The 13,342-nt window shown below is 49.7% G+C and carries 16 protein-coding genes; 10 read left to right on the top strand and 6 right to left on the bottom strand.

Annotation, left to right across the window (positions count from 1 at the left end; translation table 11 throughout):
- Positions 1 to 17: 17 nt before the first annotated feature.
- Positions 18 to 527 (bottom strand): GNAT family N-acetyltransferase, encoded by a 510-nt coding sequence (locus ACOT0L_RS12630; protein WP_126503356.1) that lies wholly within the window; start codon positions 525 to 527, stop codon positions 18 to 20.
- 83 nt (positions 528 to 610) lie between these two features.
- Positions 611 to 871: a helix-turn-helix domain-containing protein gene (locus ACOT0L_RS12625; RefSeq protein ID WP_022648846.1), complete on the bottom strand. Its 261-nt coding sequence runs from the start codon at positions 869 to 871 to the stop codon at positions 611 to 613.
- A 122-nt stretch (positions 872 to 993) separates the two neighbouring features.
- Here ACOT0L_RS12625 and ACOT0L_RS12620 point away from each other — a divergent pair, with 122 nt between their 5' ends.
- Positions 994 to 1,239 carry a helix-turn-helix transcriptional regulator gene (locus ACOT0L_RS12620; protein WP_022648845.1) on the top strand — a complete coding sequence of 82 codons (246 nt, stop codon included), beginning with the start codon at positions 994 to 996 and terminating at the stop codon, positions 1,237 to 1,239.
- Between the two features lie 21 nt (positions 1,240 to 1,260).
- Positions 1,261 to 4,041, top strand: a complete 2,781-nt coding sequence (locus ACOT0L_RS12615; protein WP_122008158.1) for an HD domain-containing protein — start codon at positions 1,261 to 1,263, stop codon at positions 4,039 to 4,041.
- A gap of 61 nt (positions 4,042 to 4,102) precedes the next feature.
- Here ACOT0L_RS12615 and ACOT0L_RS12610 read toward each other — a convergent pair whose 3' ends face one another.
- The 3 genes from ACOT0L_RS12610 to yfcG all read right to left on the bottom strand — a co-directional run bounded on the left by ACOT0L_RS12610 (position 4,103) and on the right by yfcG (position 6,080).
- On the bottom strand, positions 4,103 to 4,993 hold the full coding sequence (locus ACOT0L_RS12610; RefSeq protein WP_063149105.1) for a TIGR01777 family oxidoreductase: 891 nt from the start codon (positions 4,991 to 4,993) through the stop codon (positions 4,103 to 4,105).
- 13 nt (positions 4,994 to 5,006) lie between these two features.
- Positions 5,007 to 5,375 carry a dihydroneopterin triphosphate 2'-epimerase gene (folX, locus tag ACOT0L_RS12605; RefSeq protein WP_003861432.1) on the bottom strand — a complete coding sequence of 123 codons (369 nt, stop codon included), beginning with the start codon at positions 5,373 to 5,375 and terminating at the stop codon, positions 5,007 to 5,009.
- 75 nt (positions 5,376 to 5,450) lie between these two features.
- A complete protein-coding gene (yfcG, locus tag ACOT0L_RS12600) occupies positions 5,451 to 6,080 on the bottom strand; it encodes a GSH-dependent disulfide bond oxidoreductase (protein ID WP_022648841.1) in 630 nt (209 codons plus the stop codon).
- A gap of 140 nt (positions 6,081 to 6,220) precedes the next feature.
- Between yfcG and yfcF the strand changes: the two genes are divergently transcribed.
- From yfcF to yfcD, 3 genes are read left to right on the top strand one after another with little or no spacing between them, the layout of a single operon-like run.
- The gene (gene yfcF / locus ACOT0L_RS12595; protein WP_023300634.1) at positions 6,221 to 6,865 is read left to right on the top strand and encodes a glutathione transferase; all 645 of its coding nucleotides are present in this window, start codon (positions 6,221 to 6,223) and stop codon (positions 6,863 to 6,865) included.
- Positions 6,866 to 6,921: 56 nt separating this feature from the next.
- A complete protein-coding gene (yfcE, locus tag ACOT0L_RS12590) occupies positions 6,922 to 7,473 on the top strand; it encodes a phosphodiesterase (RefSeq protein WP_023300633.1) in 552 nt (183 codons plus the stop codon).
- Between the two features lie 55 nt (positions 7,474 to 7,528).
- Entirely contained in the window at positions 7,529 to 8,095 is a 567-nt protein-coding gene (yfcD, locus tag ACOT0L_RS12585; protein ID WP_006811396.1) for an NUDIX hydrolase YfcD, read from the top strand.
- A gap of 3 nt (positions 8,096 to 8,098) precedes the next feature.
- Here yfcD and ACOT0L_RS12580 read toward each other — a convergent pair whose 3' ends face one another.
- Entirely contained in the window at positions 8,099 to 9,118 is a 1,020-nt protein-coding gene (locus ACOT0L_RS12580; RefSeq protein WP_003861441.1) for a LacI family DNA-binding transcriptional regulator, read from the bottom strand.
- Positions 9,119 to 9,354: 236 nt separating this feature from the next.
- Here ACOT0L_RS12580 and ACOT0L_RS12575 point away from each other — a divergent pair, with 236 nt between their 5' ends.
- The 5 genes from ACOT0L_RS12575 (at position 9,355) to ACOT0L_RS12555 (ending at position 13,336) form a co-directional block, all read left to right on the top strand.
- Positions 9,355 to 9,798 (top strand): PTS sugar transporter subunit IIA, encoded by a 444-nt coding sequence (locus ACOT0L_RS12575; protein ID WP_063147687.1) that lies wholly within the window; start codon positions 9,355 to 9,357, stop codon positions 9,796 to 9,798.
- Between the two features lie 79 nt (positions 9,799 to 9,877).
- Positions 9,878 to 10,150 (top strand): PTS sugar transporter subunit IIB, encoded by a 273-nt coding sequence (locus tag ACOT0L_RS12570; protein ID WP_003861447.1) that lies wholly within the window; start codon positions 9,878 to 9,880, stop codon positions 10,148 to 10,150.
- 21 nt (positions 10,151 to 10,171) lie between these two features.
- Positions 10,172 to 11,563, top strand: a complete 1,392-nt coding sequence (locus ACOT0L_RS12565) for a PTS ascorbate transporter subunit IIC (RefSeq protein ID WP_017383437.1) — start codon at positions 10,172 to 10,174, stop codon at positions 11,561 to 11,563.
- Positions 11,560 to 12,390: a transketolase gene (locus tag ACOT0L_RS12560; RefSeq protein ID WP_038416452.1), complete on the top strand. Its 831-nt coding sequence runs from the start codon at positions 11,560 to 11,562 to the stop codon at positions 12,388 to 12,390. The genes ACOT0L_RS12565 and ACOT0L_RS12560 overlap by 4 nt, the downstream gene beginning before the upstream one ends.
- Positions 12,383 to 13,336: a transketolase family protein gene (locus ACOT0L_RS12555; RefSeq protein WP_038416451.1), complete on the top strand. Its 954-nt coding sequence runs from the start codon at positions 12,383 to 12,385 to the stop codon at positions 13,334 to 13,336. Before ACOT0L_RS12560 ends, ACOT0L_RS12555 begins: the two co-directional genes overlap by 8 nt.
- Positions 13,337 to 13,342 lie beyond the last annotated feature (6 nt).

Below are 13,342 nucleotides of genomic sequence, written 5' to 3'. Positions count from 1 at the left end.
GCAGTGTCGCCCGGCATTCAGACCGCACCACACTCCAGCCGATACACCCAGTCGTCATACCGTACGCCGTTAATCTCGTACGCCTTCTCCAGTACCTGCGTGCGCACAAAACCTGCTTTCTCAAGAACCCGCACCGACCCAACGTTATCCGCCAGCACGTACGCGTTTATCGCCTTCACGCCCGTCTGGTTAAATGCATACTCACACACCGCCCGCAGCGCCTCGCTGGCAATGCCTTTTCCCTGCGCGTCAGGCACAACCGTGTAGCCAATATCCGCCTCTTCATGGTTCGCCGCACTGATTTGCAGGCCGATATCCCCGAGCGGCGTAACGTCGTTATGCAGACGGATCACAAAGACATGCTCCGCCATCAGGCGCGCGGCAAATACGCGGCGCGTCTCTTTTTCAGGCATGATAGCGGCCATATAGCGCATGATGTTGGGGTCTTCGCGCAGAGAGCGAAAGAACGCCCAGTCAGAAGGTTCGAAAGGGGTGAGGTGAAGCCGGGGAGTGGTGATGGTTGCCATTGTTACGCCATTCCGATGAAATTGGCTTATTACCTTAACACCGGAATGTAACTGGCGGACAGAATGGATTTTGGTGATGGAGGTTAGCGTTTGGTCCTCATTAACTGAGAACGATCAACATAGTTGCCATATTGATCGTAGTAGCGACTGGGCCAGATCGACGCCGCATCTTTTTCTAGTGCCTCCGCGATGATCTTTTCCCCCTTGGGCCACGGCCTGGAGAGCGCGTTTGCAAGAGTAGAAGAACTCAAACCAGCCTGGCGGGAAAGAGCTGCCAGTGAAAGTTTACGCTTATGGAGCATGGCGATGATATCCGCTGGGTGCATGTCCTGATCTCTATTCATATATTTTCCTTTATATATAATTTTGTTCAAATTGCAGATACAAATGCTAAGTAATACTTAGTGTAATTTCAATAACGGAATACCAGAATCATGACTCTACTTCCAGATTTTGAAGAGTTATCATGCTTCCCCATCGACTTAAAGCGGCTAGGCTGAAAGCCGGACTATCACAGCAAAAACTTGGGATCCTCGCGGGGATTGATGAAGCGACTGCTAGCGCACGTATGAACCAGTATGAAAAGGGGATCCACACGCCTGATTTCGTACTGGCGTGTAAATTGGCTGAGGTGCTGAATATCCCGGCTTGTTATTTTTATACTGTTGAGGATGATTTGGCTGAGTATATTTACACTTATCTTATTAAATAAATTTTAATTAGGAATCGAGTTATGAGAATAGAGCAGAGATTAAAGCAGCTTGCTGAAGGTAACCCTAATTACTCATTATTATGGGCGCAGTGGGAATTTGATAAAAAATTATTATCAAGAGCGCTTAATACAGTATCAAGAGATTTCCCTCATTACAGTTTACATGACGCATCACATTCATCCACAATAATTACACAAATAGAGAAAGTTATTTCTCCAAATATTTATAAATTGACCGCAACAGATTGTTGGTTGCTGTTAGAGTCTTGCTACTGGCATGATGCCGGTATGGTAATTACTAATGAAGAAAAAAAGGAACTCTTAAGAGATCCGTCATTTCATTTTTATCTTGAGGAGTTATCCCAAAATGAAAGTGAACTATCAAAACATGCAAAAGAAATATTACAACGTAAAAATGAAAATGATATCATAAAAGCACTTTCTATATCTAATTCTTTGACATTTGTTTTAGCTGATTATTTCAGGAAATTACACGCAGATAGATCTGGACACTTTGTAAAAGAACCATCAAAGATAAATGTATTTTCACCTAGAACTTCATTAATTCCACAAAGGCTGTTTAATTTTGTGGCGCAAATAGTTCAGTGCCATGGAAGAAATCCCGATGCCATTTTGGAGCTTGCAAAGTATAATGATGGAATGGATGCAGAAGATTATGCTCACCCTCGATATATAGCAGCTTTATTAAGAATAGGAGATCTATTGGATATTGATGATGGCAGGTTTTGCCCTACTTTATTAGCAAATATTGGGAATGTACCTGTTTCCTCTAAAAATCATCAAGAAAAACATGCATCAATAAAACACTTGTTTATAAATAGCGAAGTAATTGAAATAAAAGCTGAGTGCGAACAATATGGAGCATATCACGCACAACAAGGTTGGTTTAATTATATACAAAATGAATTCGATTATCAGAAGAGGGTTTGGAATGAAATAGTTCCCGATAGTGATTTCAGGGCTTTGCCGACCATCGGTATACTTGAGTGTAGAATAAAAGACTATATAGCTATTGATGGCAAAGTACCAAAAATAACTTTAAATCCTAAACGAGTTTATGAATATATTACAGGCTCTCAGATATATAGTGAGAAATATCCTTTCGTTCGTGAATTGTTACAAAATTCTATTGATGCAACATATTATAAAGTTTGGGATGAGCTGATTTCTAATAGCAGTTTATCTCATGATGATGTAAAAGATCGAGAGTTTTTTATAAATGAATTAGAGAAATATAAAATAGAATTGTTAATTGAAGAATATGACAGTGAAGAAGGTGTGAAATTTAATAGTTTCATTATTAAAGATTTTGCCCTTGGCATGGATATTAATGATATAAGGAAGATTCTAGTAGTAGGATCGGAGTCAGTTGAATTAATAAAAAAATTAAATAGAACAATGCCAGATTGGGCAAAGCCGTCTGGATATTTCGGTATTGGCCTTCAGACAGTTTTTAAATTATGTGATGAGGTTGTAATTAAAACTAGGAAAAAGGAAAATCCTTGCTATGAAATAAAGGTTATAAATAATGCCGATAATGAATTCTTTGATATCTCAATAAAAGAATTGGATGATAGACGATTTGAAGGAACTGAAATCAAATCAATTTTTAAAAGCAAAAATGAGAATTTTATAAATTACAGAGGTCGCCGTATTGAAAACTATGAAGATCCATTGCTTTTAGAACAAAAAAACGATTTTTATCAAAATGTAATGCAGATGTTAACCTCAGATTTTAAAAAGTCCCATATTCCATTAATAATCAATAAAACTAAATTAGAAAGGAGAGTTGACGTTGAAAATAAAGAAGGTAATGTTTTTATGTCAGACTATTCTCTTGGTGCAGATTTTAGCATAAAAATAAACATGGAAGATTACATTTTTGCTAATCTAACCTTCAAATATAAAGGCGTTGAATTTGATACAAGTTTTAATGTTAAATGCTTGGTTGGCGAACTGGATATTTTCAAAAACAGTGCTGGATATTGGTTAACGATAGATAGAAAAAAAGGTCGAACAGACAGGCATAAAGAAATTGAAGAAATCATCACTTATATACTTGAGAATCATTCATCAAACTTGAGGGAAAATACTAAAGATGATAAGTTATCTGATTTTTATTTATATTCCGTGACTGGAAAGTCTATTAACTATGAATGGAAACAATATGAGATAAATGGGATAAAATTAGAGCAGTATATATCTGGTGAAAACGATCTGTTTGTTTATGAACACAAATATGGTTTTTTATATAATACTAAATTTAATGACATTGATTTGAATGTCATGCAAATACTGTCTGGTATTTTCAAAAAAGAATCATTATCTCTAGTTGTTGAAGAATATTATGGCGATTTGCCATTTGATGAATCTGAAAGCTATGATGAAGATGATGGTATTGGTTTTATATTCAAATTTAAAAATGATGGGTTAAAAACTTTTACCTGTCCGTCAGCATTATTAAGAAAAGAAATTGAGTTGAATGTTTCTGAACCACCTACGAGAAGATTAATTCCGTGCTATAACGAATATTACAGCGACATATCTATTTGTGAGGGAGATATACCATTAAATATTAATGTTGGCTCATCTTTCAATCGTTGGGTTGATAAGTTCATGTTCACGCCAATGATTTCTTCACCTTCAAGTGAGTTTGATTTGGAACAGCAGTTATCTTTACTTTTAAATTTTTATATATCATTAAATATATTAAGTTGTACTGAGGATAGTTTCAAGGCTAAATATAAAGAGTGTTGGCTTGAGTTGGGGTTTATTAATTAACATTAAAAACGAAATAAGCCTCAGTTAATTTACTATTAGCATTGAGGCTTAAATGATATTATTAGACTACATCCCCCAGCGCCTCTTCTAAATCATACCAGCGGAAGGCAAACCCGGCCGCTTCCAGACGTTTTGGCAGCGCGCGCTGCCCGCCCAGCACCAGCACCGATGATTCTCCCATCAACAGCCGGATCGCCGTCGCAGGCACGCGTAAAATCGCCGGACGATGCAGGGCATGCCCCAGCGCGTGGGCAAACTGTTCATTACGCACCGGATAGGGCGCAACCATGTTAAACGGCCCGCGCAGATCGTTATCCAGCAGCCAGATAATGCCGTTCACCATATCGTCGATGTGGATCCACGCCAGATACTGACGCCCGTTGCCAATTGGCCCGCCGAGCCCCAGCTTGAAGGGAGGAAGCATTTTACCCAGAATGCCGCCTTTCGGCGCAAGTACCACGCCGGTACGCAGCAGGCAGACGCGGGTACGATCGCTCTGCGCCGCGCAGGCGATACGCTCCCACTGGGCGCAGAGTTTATGGGTAAATTCATTATGCGGCGGCTCCTCTTCGGTCACCACCACTTCGCCGAGATCGCCGTAATAGCCCGTCGCAGAGCCTGAAATGAGCACCGATGGCGGCGTATGGCTGTTGCGAATCAGCTCGACCAGCTTCTCGGTGATAGTCCAGCGGCTGCTGCACAACCGCTGCTTCTGCTCTTCGGTCCAGCGCCTGTCGGCAATGGGTTCACCCGCGAGGTTGATGACGGCGTCAAAGCCGTCCAGATTCTGCTGCTCAGCCAGACCTTTCCAGATGTCGACACCTGCCCCCAGCACCTGACGTGCTTTCTCCGGGCTGCGCGTGACCACGGTAATGTCGTGATGCAACGCCTGCAAACGTGGAATGAGATGGCGACCAATCAGCCCCGTACCGCCGGTGAGCAGGATCTTCATACAACCTCCAGGTTTACGCCTGGCGCTGCCAGCTTAACGTCATGGAGACGGAGTCGGCGTAGCGCAGGGCGTGAAGTTTATCGATCTCCACTTCAGCATAAGTGACCCAGTGGTGTTCGCGTGCGATGTCGAGCACATCCTGAGTTAATTTTTCCAGTAGCGCAAAACGGTTGTTCTCAACGTACTGGATGATGCTTTTGGTGATCGTGCGATAGTTCAGCGCGTCATTGATGTCTTCGCTGGCGCGCGCCTTGTCTGCCGGGTAATGGATCACGACATTCACCACGATATCCTGGCGATTCGCGATCTCCTCTTCTTTGATACCAATGAATGTGCGTAAGCGTAGGTTTTTTATACGAATAATAGCGTCATGCTGGGACATTGCAGGTCTTCTCCGTGTCAGTATTTTTACCTCATCATACATGAGGAGAACACCTGCACCCAACGGGGCACAGGCTCAAATCTGATGGATTTTTTGCATGGCGCGTTCGGTTGCCGGGCGGGTCCGGATGCGCTCAAACCAGTTGTTCACCGCCGGATAAGTGGCCAGGTCGATCCGGTGGCGTTCATGGGTGTTGATCCACGGCCAGCAGGCGATATCTGCGATGCTGTAATGCTCACCTCCCAGCCATGGTGATTTTTCCAGCCGACGGTTCAGTACCCCGTACAGGCGCTGGGTTTCGACCTGATATCGCTCAATGGCGTAAGGGATCGTCTGCGGCGCATAGGCGGTAAAGTGATGATTCTGCCCCAGCATCGGCCCCAGGCCGCTCGACTGCCAGAATAACCATTGCAGCGTGTGATGACGCTCGCGCAACTCCCCGCTCAGAAGCTTGCCGGTTTTCTCCGCCAGATAAAGCAGTATCTCCCCGGATTCAAACAGGCTTAGCGGTTTTCCGCCGTCTGAAGGCAAGTTATCAATGATGGCCGGAATTTTATTGTTGGGCGAGATGGCCAGAAAAACGGGGCGGAACTGATCGCCTTTGCTGATATCCACGCGAATGATCCGGTAGTCCAGTTCGGCTTCTTCAAGAAAGAGGGTGATCTTATGGCCATTAGGGGTGGGGGCATAATAGAGATCTATCATTCTCAACTCCTGTCAGTGCGAATAGTGTTGCCATGAAAAATCAGTATAGGTGCTTGTTGTAAATCGTGAGTTTTCATCAAGTGACAGCGAGGCAAAGAGATTATATGTTGAGTGAAAACCGATCAGCCGAAGAGGATGTTATGAGCCAGCCTGTAATAACGTTGTGGTCCGATGCGAACTTTTTTTCTCCTTATGTCATGAGCGTTTATGTGGCGCTGGCAGAAAAGGGGCTAACTTTTAGTCTGAAAACCGTTGACCTGGACAGCGGCGAACATCTGAAGCCTCAGTGGCAGGGCTACGCGCTCACCCGCCGTGTTCCTGTGCTGGAGATTGACGGTTTTGAGTTGAGTGAATCCTCAGCGATTGACGAGTACCTTGAAGACCGCTTTGCCCCACCAGAGTGGGAACGCATCTATCCTCACGATCTGCAAAAGCGCGCCCGCGCCCGCCAGATCCAGGCGTGGCTGCGTAGCGACCTGGTGCCGATTCGCACAGAACGCTCCACGGACGTGGTGTTCGCTGGCGTCAAAAAGCCCGCCCTCAGCGAGGAAGGCTTATCCAGCGCCCGGAAGCTGATTGATACCGCGTCATCGCTGCTGTCACAGGGTAACCCAAACCTGTTTGGCGAGTGGTGTATTGCCGACACCGATCTGGCGCTGATGCTCAATCGCCTTATCCTCAACGGCGATGACGTCCCACAGCTACTGGTGGATTACGCCACCTTCCAGTGGCAACGCGCGTCGGTACAGCGCTATCTGGCACTCTCTGCTAAGCGCGCGGGCTGATAAGACGGGGCGCTTGAGGTATGATAGGGGCAGTCTGAATTCCCGAGGAGTAACTGATGAAACTGATGTTTGCGTCGGATATTCATGGATCGCTGCCCGCGACCGAACGCGTGTTATCTCTGTTTGCCCAAAGCGGGGCGCAATGGCTGGTGATCCTGGGCGATGTGTTAAACCACGGCCCACGCAATGCGTTGCCGGAAGGGTATGCTCCCGCGCAGGTGGCGGAAAAACTTAATCATTTTGCCTCGCGCATTATCGCCGTTCGCGGCAACTGCGACAGCGAAGTTGACCAGATGCTGCTGCAATTTCCCATCACCGCTCCCTGGCAACAAGTGTTGATGGAAAACAGCCGTTTGTTCCTGACCCACGGGCACCTGTTCGGCCCGGATAACCTGCCGTCACTCGCCGCTGGCGATGTCCTGGTTTATGGTCATACTCATATTCCGGTGGCGGAAAAACGCGGGGCGTTTTACCACTTTAACCCCGGGTCTGTCAGCATTCCTAAAGGCGGTAACCCGGCAAGCTACGGCATGTATGAAGACGGGACATTAAGCGTTATCGCACTTAATGATCAGCAAGTTATTGCGCAGATAGCGATTAATCCGTAAGTTACACCACAACTGCAAACGCGCCGAAAGAGCGCTTAGACGAGAAGGTTTCCCGATGGTGGAGCAGAATCATTTGGCAAGTACTGAGTGGGTTGACATTGTCAGCGAAGAGAATGAAGTGATCGCGCAGGCCAGCCGCGAACAAATGCGTGCGGAGCGTCTGCGTCACCGCGCGACTTACATCGTTGTTCATGACGGCATGGGCAAGATTCTGGTCCAGCGTCGCACCGACACCAAAGATTTTCTTCCTGGTATGCTGGATGCCACAGCGGGTGGCGTCGTGCAGGCCGATGAAGTATTGCTGGATTCCGCGCGTCGTGAAGCGGAAGAAGAGTTAGGTATCGCTGGCGTGCCGTTTGCCGAGCACGGACAGTTTTATTTCGAAGATGAGCATTGTCGCGTCTGGGGCGGGCTGTTTAGCTGCGTTTCCCACGGACCTTTCGCCTTGCAGGAAGAGGAAGTGAGCGAAGTGTGCTGGATGACGCCGGAAGAGATCACCGCGCGTTGCGACGAATTCACGCCGGATTCCCTTAAAGCACTGGCGCTGTGGATGACCCGCAACGCCAAAAACGAATCCGCTAAACCGGAAAATAAGGCGGAAAAAGAGGAAGAGGCTGAGTAAGCCTTAACAGCTTTCCCGCAGACACAGGCTGGACGCGATGGGTTTATGGTCGCGCCAGTCTCCGTCATTCAGACGTTCCAGTAACGCTTTCCCGGCTTCAATCCCAATCTTGCGATGCGGTACTGCCATCGTCGTCAGCGGCGGCTGACAGACGCGGCTGACGTCGCTGTCGCCAAAGCCCACGACCGCTAAATCGTCCGGCACCTTGATGCGCCGACGCTGGCACTCATATAGCGCGCCGCAGGCCAGTTCATCTGATACGCACACCAGCGCATCCAGCTCCGGCCACGCCAGCAGAAACTCCGGCAATTGTGCCGCACCGGTGGAGAAGTTCGGCGGCATGGCGGCATTAATCACTCTATTTGGCGCCAGGTGGTGGCGCAGCATCGCCTTGTACCAGCCCTGCAAATGCTGCTGAAAAATCCACTGCTCCTGGTTAGCGCACAGCAGGCCGATATTCTGGTAGCCGCGCTGAATCACCATTTCGGTAAGTTCATACATGGCGGCGACGTTATCAATCCCGATATTCATATCAATAGGATCGGCACGCATTGCACCCATTTCCATCACCGGGATAGAGGCGTTTTTTAGCCAGTGTCGCACGGTATCGGAGTGCTCGACGCTGAGCAGTATCGCCGCGGCGATGTTCGAGGCCAGCAGCGTTTCAAGCAGTTTCTCTTCCTGTTCAAGACGATGCTGAGATTCCGCCAGCATAATCTGATATCCGGCTGGCTGGAGCACCTGCTGTAGCCCGGCGAACATCTCGGAACAGCCAGCTTCGGAAAGATTGGGTACTACCATCGCAATCGTCCATGACGATGCCGATGCCAGTGCGCTGGCGGCAAGATTGGGCATGTAACCCAGCTCCTGCACCGCGGCTTCAATTTTTTCACGCAGTTTATCGGAAACCTGTTCGGGCGTGCGGAGGGCACGGGAAACAGTCATCGTGCCTACGCCGGCAAGCTGCGCGACATCCGCGAGCGTTACTTTTCCGGTACTGCGCCGTTTTCGGGTTAAAGACATACATCTTCCTGCTGACAGGACGCGATTTAGTTTCATCCTTCATTTTACGTGACAGGCAGTATACGCCTTAAATCCCTTTTTTTGCTGTGATTTCGCACCAGGATAGCAATTTGATAGCGCTATCACAGTTCTGCATGTTAGTCGTTGGTAGCGCTATCTTTGTGATCGCGATCGCAGTCATTAATTGATGGGTTGAATAGAGTTTGCCCATGTCTGGTCTTTAGCGGGAGTGAAAAATGCTCAAAAAGTGGATATATGATACAACCATCATCCTACAGGATAGCGTTGAAAGCTGGCCCCAGGCGCTGGAACTGTGCGCGAAACCGCTGCTGGATTTGCAGGTCATTGCGCCGAAATATGTCACGGCTATCATTGAGCAGCATCACAGGTTAGGTCCCTACTATGTGCTGGCTCCTGGGCTGGCAATGCCACACGCGCGACCGGAAGAAGGGGCGAAAGGACTTGGCCTGTCATTATTAAAACTGAAACAGGGCGTCTCATTTGGTGCTGGTGAGTTTGACCCCGTCGATGTGATTGTGATGCTGGCGGCGCCGGACAAACATAGCCATATCGAAATGATCTCCGCCTTAGCAGAATTATTTTCCAGCGACGAAGATATGGCTGAATTACATCGGGCGAATACGCTGGAGGAGATAAAAACCGTCATCAATCGCTTCTGATTTAATTATTTAATCCGATTCATCTCAACATTACGCGTCAGCGTGATGGGGCGTACTCTACTCAAAAAAGGGGATAACAATGAAAATTATGGCTATTTGCGGCTCCGGCCTGGGCAGCAGTTTTATGGTCGAAATGAATATTAAAAAGGTGCTCAAAAAACTGGAAATTGAGGCAGAGGTTGAACACTCCGATCTCTCCTCGGCCACGCCGGGCGCGGCGGACCTGTTTGTAATGGCGAAAGACATTGCCGCCAGCGCCAGCGTGCCGGAAAGCCAGCTGGTGGTGATCAACAATATTATCGATATCAACGAACTCGAAGCGCAGCTGCGCGCCTGGTTCGAAAGACAATAATCCTGAAAAGGCGAGGTGGATATGTTTATCCTTGAAACGCTGAATTTCGTTGTTGATATTTTAAAAGTCCCTTCAGTCCTGGTCGGGTTAATTGCCCTGATTGGTCTGGTGGCGCAGAAAAAAGCCTTTTCAGATGTGGTAAAAGGCACAATTAAAACCATTCTCGGCTTTATTGTACTGGGCGGCGGCGCAACCGTGCTGGTGGGCTCTTTAAATCCGCTCGGCGGTATGTTTGAGCACGCCTTTAATATTCAGGGCATTATTCCCAACAATGAAGCTATTGTGTCGATTGCCCTGGAAAAATATGGTGCCTCCACCGCGCTCATTATGGCTTTCGGGATGGTGGCGAATATTATTGTCGCGCGCTTTACCCGCCTGAAGTACATCTTCCTGACCGGGCATCACACCTTCTACATGGCGTGCATGATTGGCGTGATCCTGACGGTCGCAGGCTTCGAAGGGGTAGGGCTGGTCTTCACCGGTTCGTTGATCCTCGGCCTGATTATGGCCTTCTTCCCGGCGATTGCGCAGCGCTATATGAAGCGTATTACCGGCAACGATGAGATTGCCTTCGGTCATTTCGGCACGCTGGGCTACGTGCTGTCCGGCTGGATTGGCAGCAAGGTCGGTAAAGGCTCGCGCTCCACCGAAGAGATGAACCTGCCGAAGAACCTCAGCTTCCTGCGCGACAGTTCGATCTCCATCTCACTGACCATGATGATTATCTACCTGATTATGGCGGTGAGCGCCGGGCGTGAGTACGTGGAGGCCACCTTCAGCGGCGGCCAGAACTACCTGGTGTACGCCATCATTATGGCCATCACCTTCGCGGCAGGCGTGTTTATCATCTTGCAGGGTGTGCGCCTGATTCTGGCGGAAATTGTCCCGGCCTTTACCGGCTTCTCGGAAAAACTGGTGCCCAATGCGCGACCTGCGCTGGACTGCCCGGTGGTCTACCCGTATGCGCCAAACGCGGTGCTGATTGGCTTCCTGTTCAGCTTCCTCGGCGGGATTGTAGGCTTGTTCATCTGCGGTCAGTTTAGCTGGGTGCTGATCCTGCCGGGCGTCGTGCCGCATTTCTTCACCGGTGCAACGGCGGGCGTGTTTGGGAACGCCACCGGCGGACGTCGCGGGGCGATGATTGGCGCCTTTGCTAACGGCCTGCTGATCACCTTCCTGCCGGTCCTGCTGCTGCCTGTTCTGGGCGCGATTGGCTTTGCGAATACGACCTTCTCGGACGCCGACTTTGGCGCCGTCGGGATTGTGCTCGGCAACCTGGCGCGCTTCCTGTCGCCGCTTGCCATCACCGGACTGGTTGTTGTGTTGTTTGCGCTGCTGGTGGCCTACAACGTCTTCGCTAAAAACAAACCTGCCAGCGGTAACGCGCAGGAAAACCCCGGAGCCAAATCATGAATGAAAATGAAATAACCGAACTGGCGCGTCAGATCCGCCTTGAGACGCTGAAATCCCTGACGCAGCTGGGTTTTGGTCACTACGGCGGCAGCATGTCAGTCGTTGAAACACTGGCCGTTCTGTACGGCGCGGTAATGAAAATTGACCCGGCCGATCCGGACTGGCCAGAGCGCGATTACTTTGTGCTGTCGAAGGGACATGCGGGCCCGGCGCTGTACAGCACGCTGGCGATTAAGGGCTACTTCCCGATTGAAGAGCTGAGCACGCTAAACCAGAACGGAACGCGTCTGCCAAGCCACCCGGATCGACTGAAAACACGCGGCGTGGATGCCACCACCGGATCGCTGGGGCAGGGGATCTCCATTGCAGGCGGCATGGCGCTGTCGCACAAGCTGGCAGGAAGGCCAAACCGGGTGTTTTGCATCGTTGGCGACGGGGAGCTGAACGAAGGGCAGTGCTGGGAAGCCTTCCAGTTTATTGCTCACCATCGACTGAACAATCTGACGGTGTTCGTGGACTGGAACAAACAGCAGCTCGACGGCGAGCTGGACGAAATCATCAGCGCCTTCGATCTGGAAGGCAAATTCCGCGCCTTTGGTTTTGACGTGGTGACGGTGAAAGGGGACGACATTCCGGCGCTGCTGGAGGTGACCGCGCCGATCCCTGCGACCGATGCGCGTCCGCGGGTGGTGATCCTCGACAGCATCAAAGGGCAGGGGGTGCCATACCTGGAACAGCTCAGCAACTCGCATCACCTGCGATTAACTGAGGAGAGCAAAGCGGCGCTCAACGAGACGATTCGCCAACTGGAGGCTTCACATGATTAAGGTTGCACCGACAGGACAGAAAGATGCCGTTGAGATGCGTAAGGTCTATGCGGGTTTTGTGGCAAAACAGATTGAGGCCGGGAGCGAGATTATTGCGCTCGAAGCGGATCTGATGAGTTCGATGGCGATGGACGGCGTAGCGCGTGATTATCCACAGCACGTCATCAACTGCGGCATTATGGAGGCTAACGTGATTGGGACGGCCGCCGGGTTGTCGCTCACCGGACGTAAGCCGTTCGTCCATACCTTTACCGCCTTTGCCAGCCGTCGCTGCTTCGACCAGCTGTTTATGTCCCTGGACTACCAGCGCAATAACGTGAAGGTGATTGCCTCGGATGCGGGCGTGACGGCCTGCCACAACGGCGGGACGCATATGTCGTTTGAGGATATGGGCATCGTGCGCGGTCTGGCGCATTCAGTAGTGCTGGAGGTGACCGATGCGGTGATGTTCGAAGATGTGCTGCGTCAGCTTATCGACCTGGAAGGCTTCTACTGGGTGCGGACCATCCGTAAACAGGCGCCGAGCGTCTATGCCCCGGGGTCAACCTTCACCATCGGCAAGGGCAACGTGCTGCGCGAGGGAACCGATATTACCCTGATTGCTAACGGCATTATGGTGGCGGAAGCGCTGGAGGCGGCGCGCCAGCTGGAGCAGGAGGGGGTAAGCGCAGCGGTCATCGACATGTTTACCCTGAAGCCCATCGATCGGATGCTGGTGAAAAATTATGCCGAGAAAACCAGGCGTATTGTGACCTGCGAAAACCACAGCATTCACAACGGGCTGGGGTCGGCGGTGGCGGAAGTGCTGGTGGAAACCTGTCCGGTGCCGATGCGGCGGGTTGGGGTGAAGGAGCGTTACGGTCAGGTAGGCACGCAGGACTTCCTGCAGAAGGAGTATGGCCTGACGGCACATGACATTGTGTCGGCGGCACGAGAGTTGCTGTAATAAAAA

It is taken from the genome of Enterobacter cloacae complex sp. XAL002 (genome assembly GCF_049236805.1).
GTDB classification, from domain to species: Bacteria; Pseudomonadota; Gammaproteobacteria; order Enterobacterales; family Enterobacteriaceae; genus Enterobacter; species Enterobacter intestinihominis.
The sequence above is the reverse complement of the archived record's forward strand: the minus strand, read 5'-3'. Positions and strand labels throughout refer to the sequence as shown.